At 62.8% G+C, this 17,998-nt stretch carries 25 protein-coding genes and 1 pseudogene; 24 read left to right on the forward strand and 2 right to left on the reverse strand.

Translation table 11 applies throughout. From position 1 onward, the window contains the following. Complete coding sequence (locus CDN36_RS12680) at positions 1-669, reverse strand: LexA family protein (protein ID WP_287496888.1); 669 nt, start codon at positions 667-669, stop codon at positions 1-3. Between the two features lie 96 nt (positions 670-765). On the opposite strand from CDN36_RS12680, the gene CDN36_RS12685 reads away from it, so the two are divergent. The 5 genes and pseudogenes from CDN36_RS12685 (at position 766) to CDN36_RS12705 (ending at position 3,393) form a co-directional block, all read left to right on the forward strand. Continuing rightward, the gene (locus CDN36_RS12685; protein ID WP_287496889.1) at positions 766-963 is read left to right on the forward strand and encodes a hypothetical protein; all 198 of its coding nucleotides are present in this window, start codon (positions 766-768) and stop codon (positions 961-963) included. A gap of 75 nt (positions 964-1,038) precedes the next feature. Next, on the forward strand, positions 1,039-1,422 hold the full coding sequence (locus CDN36_RS12690; RefSeq protein WP_287496890.1) for a hypothetical protein: 384 nt from the start codon (positions 1,039-1,041) through the stop codon (positions 1,420-1,422). 137 nt (positions 1,423-1,559) lie between these two features. After that, positions 1,560-1,676: pseudogene (locus CDN36_RS12695) on the forward strand (phosphoadenosine phosphosulfate reductase domain-containing protein); the annotation flags it as partial. Beyond that, positions 1,673-2,563 (forward strand): YdaU family protein, encoded by an 891-nt coding sequence (locus CDN36_RS12700; protein WP_287496891.1) that lies wholly within the window; start codon positions 1,673-1,675, stop codon positions 2,561-2,563. The pseudogene CDN36_RS12695 and the gene CDN36_RS12700, both read left to right, overlap by 4 nt. Further along, positions 2,560-3,393, forward strand: coding sequence for an ATP-binding protein (locus tag CDN36_RS12705; RefSeq protein ID WP_287496892.1), 834 nt, complete (start codon positions 2,560-2,562; stop codon positions 3,391-3,393). The genes CDN36_RS12700 and CDN36_RS12705 overlap by 4 nt, the downstream gene beginning before the upstream one ends. Before the next feature lie 4 nt (positions 3,394-3,397). On the opposite strand, the gene CDN36_RS12710 is transcribed toward CDN36_RS12705, so the two are convergent. Continuing rightward, positions 3,398-3,682 carry a hypothetical protein gene (locus CDN36_RS12710; protein WP_287496893.1) on the reverse strand — a complete coding sequence of 95 codons (285 nt, stop codon included), beginning with the start codon at positions 3,680-3,682 and terminating at the stop codon, positions 3,398-3,400. A 381-nt stretch (positions 3,683-4,063) separates the two neighbouring features. On the opposite strand from CDN36_RS12710, the gene CDN36_RS12715 reads away from it, so the two are divergent. The 19 genes from CDN36_RS12715 (at position 4,064) to CDN36_RS12805 (ending at position 17,994) form a co-directional block, all read left to right on the forward strand. Continuing rightward, a complete protein-coding gene (locus CDN36_RS12715; RefSeq protein WP_287496894.1) occupies positions 4,064-4,483 on the forward strand; it encodes a RusA family crossover junction endodeoxyribonuclease in 420 nt (139 codons plus the stop codon). Further along, entirely contained in the window at positions 4,483-4,680 is a 198-nt protein-coding gene (locus CDN36_RS12720) for a hypothetical protein (protein ID WP_287496895.1), read from the forward strand. The genes CDN36_RS12715 and CDN36_RS12720 overlap by 1 nt, the downstream gene beginning before the upstream one ends. Beyond that, a complete protein-coding gene (locus CDN36_RS12725) occupies positions 4,677-5,138 on the forward strand; it encodes a hypothetical protein (protein WP_287496896.1) in 462 nt (153 codons plus the stop codon). The genes CDN36_RS12720 and CDN36_RS12725 overlap by 4 nt, the downstream gene beginning before the upstream one ends. Continuing rightward, on the forward strand, positions 5,135-5,707 hold the full coding sequence (locus CDN36_RS12730; protein ID WP_287496897.1) for a DeoR family transcriptional regulator: 573 nt from the start codon (positions 5,135-5,137) through the stop codon (positions 5,705-5,707). The genes CDN36_RS12725 and CDN36_RS12730 overlap by 4 nt, the downstream gene beginning before the upstream one ends. Positions 5,708-5,915: 208 nt before the next feature. Continuing rightward, on the forward strand, positions 5,916-7,175 hold the full coding sequence (locus CDN36_RS12735; RefSeq protein WP_287496898.1) for a site-specific DNA-methyltransferase: 1,260 nt from the start codon (positions 5,916-5,918) through the stop codon (positions 7,173-7,175). Next, on the forward strand, positions 7,156-7,584 hold the full coding sequence (locus tag CDN36_RS12740; protein WP_287496899.1) for a hypothetical protein: 429 nt from the start codon (positions 7,156-7,158) through the stop codon (positions 7,582-7,584). The genes CDN36_RS12735 and CDN36_RS12740 overlap by 20 nt, the downstream gene beginning before the upstream one ends. 2 nt (positions 7,585-7,586) lie before the next feature. Then, the gene (gene terL, locus CDN36_RS12745) at positions 7,587-8,987 is read left to right on the forward strand and encodes a phage terminase large subunit (protein ID WP_287496900.1); all 1,401 of its coding nucleotides are present in this window, start codon (positions 7,587-7,589) and stop codon (positions 8,985-8,987) included. A 133-nt stretch (positions 8,988-9,120) separates the two neighbouring features. Then, positions 9,121-10,581, forward strand: coding sequence for a phage portal protein (locus tag CDN36_RS12750; RefSeq protein WP_287496901.1), 1,461 nt, complete (start codon positions 9,121-9,123; stop codon positions 10,579-10,581). 8 nt (positions 10,582-10,589) lie between these two features. After that, positions 10,590-11,021, forward strand: a complete 432-nt coding sequence (locus CDN36_RS12755) for a hypothetical protein (protein WP_078221556.1) — start codon at positions 10,590-10,592, stop codon at positions 11,019-11,021. A 75-nt stretch (positions 11,022-11,096) separates the two neighbouring features. Continuing rightward, a complete protein-coding gene (locus tag CDN36_RS12760; protein ID WP_287496902.1) occupies positions 11,097-11,633 on the forward strand; it encodes a phage scaffolding protein in 537 nt (178 codons plus the stop codon). A gap of 98 nt (positions 11,634-11,731) precedes the next feature. Further along, entirely contained in the window at positions 11,732-13,102 is a 1,371-nt protein-coding gene (locus tag CDN36_RS12765) for a major capsid protein (protein WP_287496903.1), read from the forward strand. A gap of 73 nt (positions 13,103-13,175) precedes the next feature. Next, complete coding sequence (locus CDN36_RS12770; RefSeq protein WP_287496904.1) at positions 13,176-13,562, forward strand: hypothetical protein; 387 nt, start codon at positions 13,176-13,178, stop codon at positions 13,560-13,562. 6 nt (positions 13,563-13,568) lie between these two features. Further along, the gene (locus CDN36_RS12775; protein WP_287496905.1) at positions 13,569-13,952 is read left to right on the forward strand and encodes a hypothetical protein; all 384 of its coding nucleotides are present in this window, start codon (positions 13,569-13,571) and stop codon (positions 13,950-13,952) included. Next, positions 13,949-14,641 (forward strand): hypothetical protein, encoded by a 693-nt coding sequence (locus tag CDN36_RS12780; protein ID WP_287496906.1) that lies wholly within the window; start codon positions 13,949-13,951, stop codon positions 14,639-14,641. Before CDN36_RS12775 ends, CDN36_RS12780 begins: the two co-directional genes overlap by 4 nt. Beyond that, on the forward strand, positions 14,641-15,246 hold the full coding sequence (locus CDN36_RS12785; RefSeq protein WP_287496907.1) for a hypothetical protein: 606 nt from the start codon (positions 14,641-14,643) through the stop codon (positions 15,244-15,246). The genes CDN36_RS12780 and CDN36_RS12785 overlap by 1 nt, the downstream gene beginning before the upstream one ends. An 8-nt stretch (positions 15,247-15,254) precedes the next feature. Next, on the forward strand, positions 15,255-15,413 hold the full coding sequence (locus tag CDN36_RS12790) for a hypothetical protein (protein WP_287496908.1): 159 nt from the start codon (positions 15,255-15,257) through the stop codon (positions 15,411-15,413). 73 nt (positions 15,414-15,486) lie between these two features. After that, positions 15,487-17,028 carry a phage tail protein gene (locus tag CDN36_RS12795; protein ID WP_287496909.1) on the forward strand — a complete coding sequence of 514 codons (1,542 nt, stop codon included), beginning with the start codon at positions 15,487-15,489 and terminating at the stop codon, positions 17,026-17,028. A gap of 56 nt (positions 17,029-17,084) precedes the next feature. Beyond that, positions 17,085-17,519 (forward strand): hypothetical protein, encoded by a 435-nt coding sequence (locus CDN36_RS12800; RefSeq protein WP_287496910.1) that lies wholly within the window; start codon positions 17,085-17,087, stop codon positions 17,517-17,519. Positions 17,520-17,583: 64 nt separating this feature from the next. Next, complete coding sequence (locus tag CDN36_RS12805) at positions 17,584-17,994, forward strand: hypothetical protein (RefSeq protein WP_287496911.1); 411 nt, start codon at positions 17,584-17,586, stop codon at positions 17,992-17,994. Positions 17,995-17,998 lie beyond the last annotated feature (4 nt).

Genomic DNA, 17,998 nt, shown 5'->3' on the forward strand with positions numbered 1-17,998 from the left:
TTACTTCTTGCGGTAGCGGCGGTGCTCCACCATCGTGCCAATGATGTCGAGGGGTGAAATGTCGGAGCGCAACGACGGGAAGTCGGGGTTCAGCGGCACCAGCTCGATCACTTGTTCGCCGCGCTCGTTCATCCCGCGAGGGCGGTATTTCTTGAACGTGGCTTCGTTGCTGCCGTTCTTGGCCACGACGAAATCGCCGGGGTTCGGTGCGACCGCCGGGTCAATGATGACCCGATCCCCCGGCCTGAAGTCCGGGAGCATGGATTCGCCCTTGATCTCGAGCGCGAAGGCGTTCTCCGACAGTTCCAAGTCGCTCAGAAGCCATTCGGCAGCGCCCCCCGGCGCGTAGTTGTCGGCGATCTCCGTCCACATGCCCGCCTGCACGCAACTGATCAGGGGGATATGGCGGGAGCCGATGGCAGCCGGTGCGACGTTGGTGGTGCCCAGGCCGGGCGACATGAGATGCGCGGCGGTCACGCCGAAAGCGCGTGCGATGGCCTCGATGGTCTCGGCGGTGGCCTGGGTGTCAGCACGCAGGATGCGGCTGATCGAAGACTGACCAACTCCCGACTTTTGCGCGAGTTTGGCCTGAGTGTTGATGGTGCTGTGCGTGTCCAGCAAGGACTTCACGTTCGCCGCCAGCACCTCGGAAGCGGGCTGTTTTTTCATCTGTCAATCTAACCATATATAGCTATCTATGTGCGGCTTGACTAATATCCGTTTACGGATAAAATGAAGTCATTTCCACCCAAGAGGTAGCCATCCATGCAACCGAACCAAGAACCCATCCTCGATTTCGTCAAGCGCAAGCTGACCGAGAACAAGGGGCTTCTCACCAAGGTGTCCCGCGAGTGCGACGTGCCCTACAGCACGCTGATGAAGATCGCCCAGGGCGTCATCGAGAACCCGCGTATTCGCACCGTCCAGAAACTCGCCGACTACTTTCAGCGCGTTTCCGCCTGATGGAAATCATCTTTTTTTTGCCCAAAAAAGGCACCCCTAAGCGCCCCTAACGATTAGGGGATGGACGGAGACACGATGCAAACCAAGCTTTTCTACGAGGACGAATACGAGGCGCTGAACCTGATGGTCAGCAACAGCCAGAAATCCGCGAAGGAACTGGCTGCATACCTCTTTCCTCACCTGAAACCCGAGTCGGCCTATGCCCGGTTGAAGGCTTGCCTGAACCCGGAAAAAGACGAGCGCCTGACCTTCGGCCAGATCATCGCCGCGATGAAGTTCTGCGAGTGCTACGACCCGCTGATGTTCGCGTGTGACGAGACCTTGCACGCCCGGCCTGATCGCAAAGCGCCGAAGGACGAAGAGGTCAAGCTGGTGGAGGCCATCAACGGCGCAGCCGACACGATGCAGAAGGCCATGCGCCAGCTTGAGCACCTGCGCAGCATGGGGGTGATCAAGTGAGAACCGCCGTCGCTGAAACATCCCGCGCCGCCTTTCACTCGCTTTCGGTGAAGGACTACCTCCAGCCCAAGGAGCGCGAAGTCATGGCGGTTTTTGACCGCACACCCGCAGACCGCCGAGAAACGTTCGCCGATTTGAACATTTGGGCGCGGGTCGAGTGGTCACGAACAACACGCGGAGGCCGCCAGTTTGACCTGCTTGCAGGTTCAACCGAGCCGACGGCCTGCGCATCAGCCTACGGACTCCGAGAATGAATTATTACGAGCACCACATCGGCGACTACGCCGAAGCCACCGCCCACCTGAGCTTCATCGAGGACGCGGCATACAGCCGCCTGATTCGGAAGTACTACGCCACCGAGAAGCCGTTGCCCGCCGACCAGAAGGCGGTGCAGCGGCTTGTTGGCGCACGAACCAAGGAAGAGCGCGAAGCCGTGGCCACGGTGCTGGACGAGTTCTTCACCTTGCAGGACGACGGCTGGCACAACGCTCGGTGCGACGAAGAAATCGCCCGCTACAAGGAAGGCGACGCCGAGCGCGAGCAGAAGAACGCGCACGAGAAGGAACGGATGCGCCGCCACCGCGAGGAACGTGCCCGCCTATTCGCCGAGCTTCGGGAGCTTGGAATCACCCCGAAATGGGACACACCTGTCACGCAACTGCGCGAGATTTTGAAGCGCACCGGCAACGCACCTGCAACGCGAACAGGTGCGAAACAGGAACGCACCAGCAACGCACCTGCAACGGCTAACCAGACACCAGACACCACTACCCAATCACCAGACACCACTACCCAATCACCAGACACCACTACCCATGTCAGTAAAGACACACAGGGAAGTGGATCTCCCACACGCGCAGGCGCGGTGTGTGTCGCCCTCAGAGCCGAGGGGCTTGCATCGGTCAATCCAGCCCACCCCGACCTGATCGCGCTGCTGGACGACGGGGCAGAGATTCAGGAATTCGTGAGCGCAGCCCGCATTGCCCGCGAGAAGGGCAAGGGCTTCGCCTACGTGATCGGGATCGTGAAGGGGCAACGCGCTGACGCGCAGTGCATGGCAGCAGAGGCCAAGACCAAACCGCGTCAGCCGAAAGCGGAGAACTTCGCCGGAATCGACTATGGCGACGGGGGCAAGCTATGAACCAAGTCTCCGAAACGATCAAAGGCTGCGACATTCATGCCGAGCCAAAGACGCGCACCGACACCTGCGAAATGCACGGCGAGTTCGAGGCCAAGTGCTTCATCGGTCAAATCTGGTCGAAGTGCCCAACGTGCAACGCCGAAGCCCAGGCACGGGAAAAAGCAGAAGCGGAAGCCAAAGGCCGTGAGGCGAAGTTGCAGGCATGGCAGAAACGCATCGGCGAGGCTGGCATCCCTGAGCGATTCCAAAACCGCAGCCTGAAATCGTATGTGCCAACCACCAAGCGGCAGGAAAAGGCGCTGGAATTTTCGATTGCCTACGCGGATGGATTCGACGAGGTTCTGAAAACCGGACGGTCAGCGATTTTTGTCGGCCCGCCGGGGACAGGCAAAACGCACCTGACCTGCGGCATTGGTCTTCGCATCATGCACCGCGACAACCGCACGGTCATGTTCACGTCGGTGTACCGCGCTGTGCGTCGCATCAAGGAAACATGGCACAAGGGCAGCGTTGAAACCGAAAGCCAGGTCGTTGATGCGTTCGTGTTTCCTGATTTGTTGATTCTCGATGAGGTCGGGCAGCAGTTCGGCAGCGAAACCGAAAAGCTCATTCTGTTCGACATCCTCAACGAACGGTACGAGAAGCGCAGGCCAACGCTGCTGCTGGCAAACATTCCGCTGGAAGACTACCGGCGCAAGGACGACTCACCAGATGCGCCATTGCGCCCCGGTGTCATCTCGTACTTGGGCGAGCGATTGATTGACCGGCTGCGCGAGGACGGTGGTGAGTACGTCATCCTCGATGGCGAAAGCATGAGGGGGAAGCTGTGATGCCTCAGTCGTATTTCACGTCGATGGTGAAGTCTTGTTCCTGCATCAGCGCCAGAAACTCGTCGCACTTCTCAGGATGCTCGCGGAAGTGGTCAACCAGCCCGGATGACCACCGTGTGCCGCCAATGCGTTCTTGCAGCGCGTCGGCGTGCAGCTTCAAGGCATTCCACAAAGCATCGTTGCCCAATTCGTGCCGCGCCTCTTGTGGCAAGTCTGGCGATGCCAGCACACGGCAAATTGCCTGCACCACCAGTTCTGATTTTTCTTCTCGCCATTCTGCGGTGGGCATGTCTCGTCTCCGTTGGGTGAAACCTGAATTTTATCGGTCGGGGGCAGCAAAAGGAATCGTCAATGACAACCACGGGAGGGTGTGAGCAATGCAAACAAGCCAAAGCGAACAAGTGGTGGGGCGGGTATCAGATGCAGTGCGTCCGGTGCTGTGCCCGACTTGTGGCCTCGGCCAGACCATCCCGCCCGCATCAGGAAGCGATGTTCGCGGCCATTGCCCGGTTCCCCGGCGCACCGACCCGGCAGGAGGTTCTGGACTGTCTCCGGCTGAACTTCTCGGCATCCCGCTCAGTGCCGCCGAGCAGCACCTCGCAGACCTTGCTTTGAGCTATCCGCACCTGTTCGGCGAGTGGGCCTGATTTGATTTTTTTGGACAAAAAAAATGCCAGACACCATCACCTTCACCATCCCCGGCGAGCCGGTCGCCAAAGGCCGCGCCCGGTCGTTCGTCCGTAACGGCCACGTCGCCCACTACACCCCGGACAAGACCGCCCGGTACGAAAACCTCGTGAAGCTGGCCGCGCAGCAGGCAATGGGCGAAAAGACCCCGGCGGAAGGCGCGGTCGCGCTGATCGTCCGGGCGTTCATGGGCATCCCGACCAGTTGGAGCCAGAAGAAGCAGCGGGCGGCAGCCCTGGGCGAGATCACCCCGACCAAGCGCCCCGACCTCGACAACATCGTCAAGGCGGTCAAGGACGGCGCGAACGGCGTGACGTGGAAGGACGATTCGCAGGTGGTCGATGTCCGCGCCAGCAAGCGGTACGGCACGCCCCGCGTCGAGGTGGAAGTGAGGGTCGGCTGATGGAGCGTTGGGAATACGGCGACCCGTTCGAGGTGGTGGCACGCCGCGAGGCCATCGCGCAGCGCCAAGAGCGTGCCTGCGGCCAATGCGTGCACAAGGTCAGCATCGACTGGAAGGGCGAGACCTACCACGGCTGCGAGTACAAGCGCCGCACCTACGGCGTGCGCTGCGAGCTTTACCGGGAGAAGCAGGCATGAGGAAGCGCGGCAAACGATTCACCACCCGACGCGACCCGAGCGCCTTCTTGCGCACGCTGGTGGGCGTCAAGCCCTTGGAGCAAGACCAGCAGACCGACCTGAGCATTGCCTACCGCATGTCGTTCGAGTCGCTGCGCACCGGCCACGGCAAGGAGACCGACTTTCACACCATCGCCTGCACGCTGAATATCGCCCTGGTGCTGGCCGAGCGCGGCTTTGGTGCCGAGTGGGTCGAGCAGGTCAAAGCAGCACAGGACGGACTGATGCGCGGCCTCGGACGTGGGCAGAAAACCGGAAGTTGGGGGCTGGACGGCCCCGCCATGACCGCACTGAGCGAGGCGCTGGCGCTGCACGACGAGCAGATCGCTCTGGCGACGCAGCGAGAGATTCGAGAGGCCATTGCAGAAGTGCATCGGCGCATCACCAACGGAGACACTTTGGAACTGGAGACCGCATGACAGAAATCGCCACCGACCCCATCTTTCGTTCCGTCGAGCAGGCGCTTCACGTCTCGTTCCTGATGGAAACCCTGCCCGTGACGCAGAAAAGCCAGATGCAGGTCATGATCGACCGGATGATGGAGGACATGGGCATCGTGCAGGAGCGCGAGAAGGGCACCATCAACTTCGGCGGCCTGACGGCGCTCGAAATCCGGGGGCAGTGCGCGATGGTGCGCGGTGCCGTGATTCACCACCTGCCAAAGCCGGAAGCCGACGCGGTGCATGCCCGGTTCGGGTATCAAGTGTGCAAGGCCGGGGGCGTTCGTGGCGTGCGCGACTATTGCTCGCCGATGCTTTCCACGCAGGGCGACATGGCGACGCTGACGATGGCCTGGGGCGTGTTCGGCACGCAGCGCCAGCGCGACGACCTGTCGGTGCGCAAGATCGCCGCCGAGTACGGCCTGTCACCGGCGACAGTTGGCCGCGACATGCAGATCATCCGCAACACCGGGCGTCTGCTCCTGAATCGAGGCGTGGAGCGGCTTGCGCCCATGTTCGAGGCGCAGAATCTGGTGGGCGACTTCTGAACCTTACAAAAAGTTCGCCGCGCCTGAGACAGTTGTGGTACATTTTTGCTATTGTCGGGAACGAGGTACGCCCCCGACGCAGACCAAAGCCCGCCGAGCGCGGGCTTTTTGCTTTCTGACCCCTTGTCTCCGTCACCTTCAGGTGGCTTTGAAACCCGCGTTCGGCCTCGTGCTGGCGCGGGTTTCTTCTTTTCCGGCTCCTGCTCACATGCGCGATCTGTCCATTCAAACCCGCCCGGTCGAGGCGCTGATCCCTTACGCTCGGAACAGCCGCACCCATTCCGCCGGGCAGGTGGCACAGATCGCCGCCAGCATCCGCGAGTTCGGATGGACGAACCCAGTCCTGGTCGATGGCGAGAACGGCATCATTGCCGGGCATGGCCGCGTGCTGGCCGCCCGCAAACTCGGCCTGACCGAGGTGCCGTGCATCGAAATCCGCGACATGACCGAAGCGCAGAAACGCGCCTACGTCATTGCCGACAACAAGCTGGCCGAAAACGCCGGATGGGACAAGGAACTGCTGGCGCTCGAACTCGGCGAACTCAAGGCCGACGGCTTCGATCTCGATCTGATCGGCTTCGATGCCGAGGACTTGGGCAAGCTGCTCGAACCGGACGCCAAGATCGGCCTGACCGATGACGACGACGCGCCCGAGGTGGCCGCTGTTGCCGTTTCGCGCCCCGGCGACTTGTGGGTGCTCGGCAACCATCGCGTGATGTGCGGCGACAGCACCAGCGTGGCCGACGTGGAACGGCTGATGGACGGTTACAAAGCCGACCTGATCGTCACCGACCCGCCGTACAACGTCGCCTACGAGGGCGGCACCGCCGAGAAGCTGACCATCCAGAACGACAGCATGGGCGACGAGGCGTTCTACCAGTTCCTGCTGGCCGCCTATGGCGCGATGTTCGCCGTGGCGAAGGACGGCGCGGGCCTGTACGTGTTCCACGCTGACAGCGAGGGCGTGAACTTCCGCAAGGCCATGACCGACGCCGGGTTCAAGCTGGCGCAGAGCTGCGTGTGGGTCAAGCAGTCGCTGGTGCTCGGTCGCCAGGACTACCACTGGCAGCACGAGCCGGTGCTGTACGGATGGAAGGCCACCGGCGCACACCGCTGGTACTCCGACCGCAAGCAATCGACGGTCTGGAACTTCGACCGGCCAGCACGAAACGACGTGCATCCCACCATGAAGCCCTTGGCGCTCATTGAGTACCCGCTGTGCAACAGCAGCCGGGGCGGTGATGTGGTGCTCGACCTCTTTGGCGGTTCCGGCACCACCCTGATCGCGTGCGAGAAGCACAGCCGGTCGGCGAGGTTGATGGAACTCGACCCGAAATACTGCGACGTGATCATCCGTCGCTGGCAAGAATTCACCGGACAGCATGCAACGCTGGCCGGAGACGGACGCGCATTCGCCCAGGTGGAGAAAGAGCGCATGGAGACCACAAATGCCGGGAGCGAAAGGTAAATCTGGCGGCAAACGTCCGGGCGCTGGCCGCTCTACGTTCAAGCCCACCGAAGAGCACCGCGATCTGGTGATGCAGTTGGCCGCGTTCGGCCTGCGTCACTCGGACATCTGCCTGTTCATCAAGGACGCCAAGGGTAAGCCCATCAGCGAGCCGACGATGCGGAAGAACTTCGCCGTCGAACTCGACACCGGGAAGCTGAAAGCCAACGTCAAGGTGGCGCAGACCCTCTACAAGAAGGCCATCGGCGGGGACACCACTTCGATCATCTTCTGGCTGAAATCACAAGCCGGGTGGAAGGACACGCAGCGCGTCGAACTGACGGGCAACGGCGGCGCCCCCATCCAAAGCGTGAGCATGACCCCTGACGAATTCCGGGAGATCGCCAAGAACATCGCCGAAGAGGTTTGACCATGCGCCAATTCAGCCCGGACGAACAATTCGCGGCTGCAAAAATGGCGCAGGCCGACCTGTACTTTTTCTCGCGCTGGATGTTCTTTCAGCGCCGCCGGTACAAGTGGCTGCGCGGGCCGCACCACAAGGCAATCTGCGACGCCCTCATGCGAGTTTTTCGCGGGGAGTGCAAACGCCTGATCATCAACGTGCCGCCCCGGTACTCGAAAACCGAGATCGCGGTGGTCAATTTCATCGCCTGGGCGCTCGGTCATGTGCCCGACGCGGAGTTCATCCACGCGAGCTATGCCGCACCGCTGGCCGTGAACAACAGCGCCAACGTGCGGTCGCTGTTGCAGCACGAGGCTTACCAGCAGGTTTTTCCTGCCTGCCGCATGGCGTCCGACGCGAAAAGCCACTGGACAACCACCGAGGGCGGCGTGATGTATGCCGCCGGTGCCGGAGGCACGATCACCGGCTTCGGCGCGGGCAAGCACCGCGAGGGCTTCGGCGGCGCGATCATCATTGACGACCCGCACAAGCCCGACGAGGCCAAGAGCGATGTCATCCGGCAGGGTGTCATCGACTGGTTTCAGAACACGCTGGAAAGCCGGAAGAACAGCAAGGACACGCCGATCATCCTGATCATGCAGCGCCTGCATGAGCACGATCTGGCGGGCTGGCTGCTCGACGGCGGCAACGGCGAGACGTGGGAGCACGTCTGCCTGCCCGCGATTCAGGCCGACGGCACCGCGCTGTGGCCGGAGAAGCACACCATCGAGGACTTGCGCCGGATGGAGAAGGCCGCGCCCTACGTGTTCGCCGGTCAGTACCTGCAACGCCCGGCACCGCCGGAGGGTGGTGTGATAAAGCCCGACGCGATCAACGTGATCGACGCGCTGCCCGCCGAGTCCATCAAGTGGGTGCGCGGGTGGGACTTGGCCGCCTCGGTCGATGGCGACCACACTGCGGGCGCAAAGCTCGGCAAGTTGCCCGACGGTCGGTTCATCATCGGCGACATGGTGCGCCTGCGCTGTGGCCCGGATGAACGGGACGCGGCGCTGACGAACACGGCATCCCGCGACGGGAAGTCGGTGCGCATCAGCCTGCCGCAAGACCCCGGCCAAGCCGGAAAGACCCAGGTGCTTTACCTCACGCGCAAGCTGGCGGGCTACCCAGTCACCACCTCCCCGGAATCGGGCGACAAGGTGACGCGGGCCGAACCGCTGGCCGCGCAGATCAACGTCGGCAACGTGCTCATGCTTCGCGGGCCGTGGAACGACGCCCTGATCAACGAAATGCGGATGTTCCCCAATGGGACGACCGATGACCAGATTGACGCTCTTTCGAGGGCTTTCTCAGAACTCATTGCACCGCCCGACCCGGCGCGTGCAGTGCGTGTGCCGCACATGGCACGGTGAGCGCGAACCCATCGCCGGGGCTTGGGGGAAATAAAACCGGCAGGCCGTGATGTGGTGAGACGAGCCGATCTCCTTTCCTAGCCTTGTGCGAGTTTTTTGCGGCGGCAGGCACGGCCACCTTGGAACCGAACCGATGTTCAAAACGATCACTTCAAAAATTGACCGCGACCGGGACTACCCGGAGCGTCAATTCGTCATCGACACGCTGACGCGGGTGCTGGAGGGCACCCTGTACGACCATCTGCCTCACGACTTCCACACCGAGAAGACCGACGCTGGCGAGTACATCCCGCTGCGCGACCGTCGCCCCTCGGTCAAGTACGCACTGTGCAAGACCGTTGTGGATGACTCGGTGTCGCTGCTGTTCAGCGAGGGGCATTTCCCTTCGGTGGATTGCGAAGACGAGACCACCCGCGACACCCTGACCGAACTGGTCAAGGAAGCGAAGCTCAACGCAGTGATGATCGAGGCCGCGACCATCGGCTCCGTCGGGTCGGTGGCGATCTTCATGCGCGTGCTCAGTGGCCGGGTGTTTTTCGAGGCCAAGAACACGCAGTTCCTCACTCCGGTGTGGCGCGACGACGCCCCCGACACGCTGGCCTCCATCACCGAGCAGTACAAGGTGAAGGGGCGGGCGCTCAAGGAAAGCGGCTACGCCATCGCCGACGACGACTTGGCCGCTGACTTCTGGTTCCGCCGTGTGTGGGACGACAAGGCCGAGACGTGGTATCTGCCGTGGAAGGTCAAGGACGAAAAAGCCGGGCCTGTGGTGGACACCGCCAAGACCAAACAGCACGGCCTGGGCTTTGTGCCCGCCGAGTGGGTGAAGAACCTGCCCGGCGGCAAGGGCGCAGACGGCGCGAGCACGTTCAACCGTGAGGCCATCGACACCGGCATCGAGATCGACTACCAGCTTTCGCAGGCTGGCCGTGGCCTCAAGTACTCGTCCGACCCCACGCTCCTGATCAAGGAACCGGCGGTCGATGAACAGGGCACCATCGTCAAGGGTGGCGGCAATGCCATCGTGGTCAGCGCCGAGGGCGACGCAAAGATGCTGGAAATCAACGGCACGGCGGCGCAAGCGGTGATCGAGTACGTGCGCATGCTGCGCGAACTGGCGCTCGAGTCCATCCACGGCAACCGCGCCAACGCCGACAAGGTGAGCGCGGCGCAGTCTGGCCGGGCGATGGAGTTGATGAACCAAGCCCTGATCTGGCTGGCCGACAAGCTGCGGATCAACTACGGCGAAGGGGCGCTCCTGTCCCTGCTGCGCAAGATCGTGGCGGCCTCGGCCAAGTACCCGCTCAAGGTGAACGGCGAGGAAATCGAACCGCTCAACGCCAAGGCGAAGCTGACGCTGCGCTGGCCTGCCTGGTACGCGCCGACCTACGCCGACAAGCAGACCCAAGCCGAAACGCTCACGACCCTGCGCACGGGCGGCCTGCTGTCGCAGGAAACGGCGGTCAAGTCGCTGGCCGACGGCTACGACATCGAAGACCCGCAGGACGAGGTGCGCAAGATCAATGCGGAACCGCCCGCACCAGAGGCCAAGACTCCCACGGAGCCGAAGCCGAACCCCGAATCTGATGACTGAGGATCAACATGGCAACCTACAACCTCGACACCGTGGCCGGTGCGCTCGTGCAGGAGACGATGAAGCGGCTCTATGGCGCGTATCGCTCCGAGCGTCACTACAACGTCAAGGCCGTGCCCGGCTTGGCCGTTGGCGACGTGCTGTATTTCGACACCGAAATCCCTGAATGGGCGCGGACGCTGGTCGTCTCGAAGCGGTCGGACACCACCAACCCCGATGTGGTGACCGCGCAGACGGTCGATCCCGCGCTGCCCATTGCCGCAGTGCTGCCGATCAAGACGGCCAACACCGTGCAGACCACCGGCTCGACCTCGAGCACCAACAGCAACACGATCCTGATGCAGCTCTACCCCGTGGGGAACAAGGTGCGCGTCCAGATCACGATTGCAAGCACGGTGCCGAACCAGATGCTGCTGTCGCTGTTGATGTACGACGCCTGATTTTTCCCCCACCCCCGCTTGATGCGGGATCTGCAACTGGCCGCCTGATGGCGGCTTTTTTATTGGAGTGTCCTGATGACCACCCCGAACGATAACCCCAACCCGAACCCGACCCCAGCACCGGCTCCGACGCCAGCGCCTGCCGCGCCGACGCCCAAGGAACCGGAAACCTTCTCGGCGGACTACGTGAAGGAGTTGCGCCGTGAAAACGCGCACTACCGCACGAAGGCCAAGGAGCAGGAAGAGGCCGCACAGAAGGCGCTGAAAGATGCCGAGGAAACGACCACGAAGGCCAAGGCCGACGCGAACTCTCGCATCATCCGCGCCGAACTGAAAGCCGCTGCGCTCAAGGCCGGGATGATTGACCTCGACGGGTTGAAGCTGGCCGACCTTTCCAAGGTCACTCTCAAGGACGACGGCACCCTCGAAGGTGCTGACGCCCTCATGGAGGGGCTGAAAAAGGACAAGCCCTATCTGTTCGGGCAACCGGCGACGACTTCCCACCCTGGGAAGGCTCCCGACCCCAACCCTCCGACGCCCAAGAAGGCGACGGAAATGTCCGCCGACGAGTACGCGGCTGCGAAAGCGGCTGCGCTCAAGGGCGGCAAGTAACCACGCCTTGGCCGGAGTTCCCCGGCCAAGTGCAATCCCATCGGGTGCAGGCCACCAGTGGGGATGAACCCAAACCCTCATTTTCTTTGGAGTGACACATGCCTATTCAGAACATGCCCACCGCCCTGCAACCCATCATCCAGCAGGGCTTTCTGGAGCGCGAGTTCAAGGACGCCTTGACATCTTCGCTCGGCTTTCGTTCGGTCGCCGACCGCGAGCCGGTCAAGATCAACGTCGGCGAAACCGTGACCAAGACCCGCAACGGTCTCAAGGCTCCGGTGACGACCCCGCTGTCTCCGAGCACCAACACCAACATGGACAACGGCATCACGCCCTCGTCCTTCACGGTAGAGCAGTACACCCTCAGCATCGACCAGTACGGCGACGCCATCGACTTGAACACCGTGACTTCGCAGGTCGGCATCGCCAACCAGTTCCTCAAGAACGCGCAGGTCAACGGCATTCAGGCGTCTCAGTCGCTCGACCGTCTGGCCCGCAACGCGCTGTTCAATGCCCACCTGGGCGGCAACACCCGCGTGCGCGTGACCCTCGGTCGCGCTTCCACCACGCTGCAAGTGGATGACATTCGCGGCTTCGGCGTGGCGCTGTCCGGCGGCAAGATGCTGCCCGTCTCGGCTGGCAACCCCCTCCCGGTGCTGGTCGGCGGCAACGTCTACAACTGCATCGGCGTGACCGCTGACGGCAGAAACGTCACCACCACGCTGATCACCGGCGGCGGCATCAACGGCGTGTCCGGCACGCTGACTTTCGCCTCCAACGTGACCGTGGCCGACGGCACCGCCGGTAACGTGGTCGCCAGCACCTACGCTGCGCCGCTGATTCGTCCGAACGGCAAGTACGTCGGCGGTTCTGCGACTCAGGCCACCGCCTCGGTCGCCGCGCTGACTTCCGCCGACAAGCTGACGCTGGCAACCATCGAGGATGCTGTCGCGCTGCTGCGCAACAACACGGGCATGAAGAACGAACTCTTCAACCTGTACCTCGACAACGTGTCCATGCGCCAACTGTGGGCCGATCATGACTTCAAGCTGGCCTTCCAAGGTCAGTACGGTTCGCAGGAAATGAAGCAAGGCCAGGTCTTCCAGTTCCTCGGCTGCAACTTCATCCCCACGACCGAAGCCCCGGTTCAGGCTGCCAGCGCCGCCATCCCCTCCGGTGTCCGCCGTCCGATCCTGTGCGCCCCCGGCGCTCTGGTGGAAGGCGACTTCGACGGTATGGAGCAACGCGCCATCGACGCCAGCGGCATCAACAGCGTGGTTCACACCGTGGACGACGTTGTGCAGGTCGTTCGCGCTCCGATTGACCGCTTGCAGCAGATTGTGTCGCAGGCGTGGTTCTGGATCGGCGGCTTCGTTGCCCCGACCGACGCCACGGCCAACAGCACCATCATCCCGACCGCTTCGCAGACCTACTACAAGCGTGCGGTGGTGCTCGAGCACGCCGCCTAAGCGGTAACTGCGTGACCCCAAGCCCGGCCACTTCGGTGGTCGGGCACAACCCAACCCGAACGAGGGCAACCAAATGGCAAAAGGCAACAGCACCAAGGCTGCGCAGGACGCGGCACCCAAGGCAACCGACACCGCCCAGGCACCGGCAGCCACGACGGACGAAACCACGGCCAACGCTGGCGAAGTCGTCCAGACCGGCGCGGAAGGCGCACAGGACAACGCTCCGGCAACGACCGCAGCGGACGAGTCGGCGGCACAACCCAACCCGAACGAGGGCAACCAGCCCCCGGCGGCACCTCCTGCCCAGGAGACCCCGCTGCCCGAGTCCGTGACGATGGCCGCCCCCTACGGCTTCATCAACGAAGCGACCAACGAACACCACTTCTGGCAGGCCGGGCAGGTGGTCACCGACCCCGCTGTCATCAAGCTGCTGGTCGAGCGACAAGCCCCGCTGGAGTAACCCGCCATGCTGGCAGACGCTGAAAAAGTGGACGTTCGCCGGTTTGCCGGTTATGGCAACTACGGCCAGCAGGCACTTCCAGCGTCCGGCTACCGTTTCTCGACGGCCTACGGGACGCTCGAATACAAGCTGAACACTCTGCTGCCGGACGAGGAAAGCACGCTGCGCACGGTCTTTCTGCCCCGCCTGCGGACGCTGGAAACCGACCTTGTTGATCAGACCACGCAGAACCTCGACACCGATCAGGCCGCTGTGTGGGTGCACAACAAGAACGAGCACCGCGACCGCCGGGCGCTGTTTTTCGACTTCCGGCGGCAGATGTGCGGCTTCCTTGGCATTCCGCCTGGGCCGAACCTCGGCAAGGGCGGCGGCATGACGGTGGTGGTATGAACGCTGACCAGATCCACGCGAAGATTTACGCGGGCAGGGCGAAAGCGGCGCTGCGCCTTGGGCTGGACTACAACGTGTTCAGGCCCACGGGCACCGGCAACCCGCTGTCCAATCAGGTCGCCACGATCAAGGCCGCATTCAACGCGGGCGACAACACCTACAAGTCGCCCAACATGCCGGGGGACGCCTTCTGGTATGGCGACTTCGACGGGCGGCTGACGCAGCCGGGCGACTACCTCGTGCATCCGGTCAATCCGATGGACGTGAAGTACATCGCCGCGCAGCAGCAGCTTTTGCCGATCATCTGCATCGACTGCAACCGCACCGTGCGCCTCTCACGTGCCGCCCCGCAGGGCGCACCGGGGGCCGTGGGCGCGGTGGGCTACAGCGGCCTGTGCGATTCGCCGACCGAATCGGTCGATGTGCTCGGCCTCAACCCGGCCAACAACGGCGGCACATTCGTGGGATGGCCGTGCGCCATCCTCTTCGGGGGAAAGAGTCAGGCTGCCGTCGGGCTGCCCGGTGCCGTGAAGAGCTCCGGCTGGCGCATCCTCATGCCGCCATCTGTTCCGGTGGTGGTGCGCTCCGGCGACATCCTGACCGATGACCTCGGTAAACGGTATGCCGTCGAGGGCGCAGAGCAGAGCGACATCGGCTGGCGCATCAACGCGCAGGAGGTGCATCCGTAATGGCAGACATCACAGAAGTCGCTCAGGCGCTGGTTGATGTTCTCGCCCAGGCCGCCTACCCGAACGGCACCGCGCAACCATCCGTGGGCAACTGCCCGATCCTGATTTATCAGGGTTGGCCCGTCCCGCAGCAGCTTGAGGCTGACTTGCGGAGCGGCAAGGTGCATATCTCGGTCTTCCCGCGCCCCGGTGATCGGGTGACGACAGTGATGGCCGGTGACGGCGACTGGCAGGAGCAGAGCAACGACGGCATGCAAGGCGTGAGCGTTCGGGAAATTCGGCGTCAAACCCGGACTTTCCAGATCACCGTGTGGGCCAGTTGCTTTGAGCGCCGCGATCCGGTCGCCAAGGCCATCGACAGCGCACTGGCGAGCATCACCCGCCTGTCGTTCCCCGACGGGTCGCAGGGGGTCATGTCCTACGCCAACTCGGTGCAGGACGACAGCCAGCAGAAGCAGGGCATCTACCGGCGCGATCTGTTCTACGCGGTGAACTACGCCACCACGCAGAGCGAAACGGACTATGCGATCCAGCACGTCCAAACCAACGTCAGTGTCGGCCCCACGCTTGATGCACAAGGCCCGGCGAAAACCATCATCACGTGAGGTCAATCGTGAAACTGAAAGTCATCCAGCCGTTCGGCGGCTACGCCGTCGGCGACGAAATCACCGACGAGGCCGAAATCAAGAGGGTTTTGGACTCCGAGCAGGCGCACTACGCGGTTAAGGTTCCCGGCGAACCGAAGCCCGACAAGGACGTCGCCAAGAAGTAACCCCGGATTCCCATAACCCCAAGCCCCCGCAGGCGCAAGCCTCCGGGGGTTTCTTCATTTCGGAGGGCATAACATGCCAGTCAGTCGGCAAGGTGCAATCAACACCACGGCGCTTTACGTCCCGGACGTGTACGTCCAGATCGTTCCGCCGTCTGAAAACTTTCTCAATGGTCTGCCGACCAACATTCTCGGCATCGTGGGCACCGCCCAATGGGGGCCGGTCAACGCGCCCACCATCGTCGGCAGCCTGTCCGACTACGTTCAGCAGTTCGGCAACATCCAAGCCCGCAAGTACGACATGGGCACCGCTGTGTGGGCCGCCGTGCTCAATGGCGCGAACAACATGCGCTGCGTGCGCGTCACCGACGGCACCGACGTGGCGGCCTCGGTGGTTGTCCAAACCAACTGCATCACCTTCACGGCCAAGTACACCGGCACCCTCGGCAATTCGCTGCAAGTCACGATTGCCAACGGCAGCAAGGCGAACAGTTGGAAGGCGGTCGTGGCAATGCCCGGCCTCGTGCCCGAGGTCTATGACAACATAGGCGCGGGCCTGACCGGAAACGCCCTGTGGGTCGCCATCGCCAGCGCCATCAACAACGGCATCGACGGTCTGCGCGGCAAGTCCGGCCTGGTCGTCGCCACCGCTGGCGCGGGCACTACGGCACCGACAGCAGCCACCTACACGCTGGCAGGCGGTACCGATGGCACCGCCACCATCACCGGCGCGACGCTGGTGGGCGTGGACACGATCCCCCGCAAGGGCATGTACGCGCTGCGCGGCACCTACACCAGCGTGGCAATGCTCACCGACTGCGACGACAGCACGACGTGGAGCACGCAGGTCGCGTTCGGCCTGTCCGAGGGCATCTACATGATCGCCACCGGCCCGGCAGGTGACACCATCACCAACGCGATCAGCGTCAAGGCCACCGCAGGCATCGACAGCTACGCCATGAAGCTGCTGTTCGGCGATTGGGTCTACTTCCTCGACACGGTGAACAGCCAGACGCGCCTGATCTCGCCCCAGGGCTTTGTCGCTGGCCGCCTGTCCGGTTTGTCGCCGGAGCAGTCCAGCCTGAACAAGCCGCTGTACGGCATCGTCGGCACGCAGAAGAGCTACCAGAACCTGACCTACTCGCAGGCCGAGTTGCAGGCGCTGGCACAGGCGGGCATCGACCTGATCACCAACCCGATCCCGGCTGGCAACAGCTTCGGCGTGCGCATCGGCGTCAACACCAGCAGCAATGCGGTCATCGACGGCGACAACTACACGCGCATGACCAACTACATCGCCTACACGCTCAACGGCGGCATGGGCCTGTACGTCGGTCGTCTGCAAAGCCCGAAGACCCGAAACGACGCCTTCGGCACGGTGAACGCCTTCATGTCGAACCTCTGGCAGCAGGGCATGATCGGCGACGTGAACGACCCGCAGAAGCAGCCGTTCTCGATCCAACTGGACAAGAACAACAACCCGTCCAGCCGCGTCGCGCTCGGCTACATGCAGATCGACTGCCGCGTCACCTACCTGTCGGTGATCACCAAGCTGATCATTAACGTTGAGGGTGGTCAGTCGGTCAAGGTCAGCGTCGCCAGCATCACGCCGCAGTAATCCCCCATCAATCCAACCCCGCCCCAGGCGGGGTTTTCCGTTTCTAGGAGCGTCAAATGAGTCAAAACGGTTATTCGCTTGGGCGCGACGTAACGCTGGCGATCATCCTGCCCGATGGCAGCAGCCTCAACATGGGCAAGGTCACCAAGTTCACGTCGAAGCAGGACACCACCGATCAGAAGCTGAAAGGCATCGACGGCATCGTGGATCACCTTCGTTTTTACGAGGGTTGGTCTGGTTCCTTCGAGTCCGAGCGTCGCGGCCCCGAACTGGACGTGTATTTCGCCAAGCTCGAGGCCAACTTCTACGCGGGCGTCGATGAACCGCCCGCCACCCTGCAACAGACCATCGTGGAGCCGAACGGCCAGGTGTCGCAGTACCGCTATGAGCGCGTGCTGCTCAAGTACGACGACGCGGGCGACTGGTCTGGTGATAAGTCGGTGCACCAGAAGATTTCCTTCGTTGCATCGCGTCGCATCAAGCAGGCGTAAGCGGCAGTTTTCCCACCACGGGCCGGGTTGATCCCGGCCTTTTTCATCCCCTCAAGGAGTTGCAATGTCTGGAACAGAGCACACCGCCCAAGTCGGCGGCGCAAAGGTAACCATCAACCCGTCCGATCAACCCGCAGCCAAGCCTGCCGCATCCGCGAAGGACTTCACCGTCACCGATGCACTTGGCCGCATCATCCGCCTGAAAAAACCCGGCCCGCTGGCGAATCTCGACTTTGCCAAGGCAGCAGGCAGCGACCGCCTAAACGTGCTCTATCTGGCCGAGGTCGCCCACCTAAAGTTTGTGGCTGCGATTGACGACCAGCCGGTCGCCACGCCGAGCACCGAGGGCGAACTTCGCGCCCTGTACATGCGCCTGGGCGACGAGGGCAACGAATGCGCGATGCGCGGCGTTGCCGAGCACTTCGCCGGGGTTGCTGTCACCGAGCAGCAGGGGCAAGAGCTAAAAAACTCCTGACGGA

It is taken from the genome of Pandoraea sp. CB10b_02, assembly GCF_002216225.1.
GTDB classification, from domain to species: Bacteria; Pseudomonadota; Gammaproteobacteria; order Burkholderiales; family Burkholderiaceae; genus Pandoraea; species Pandoraea nosoerga.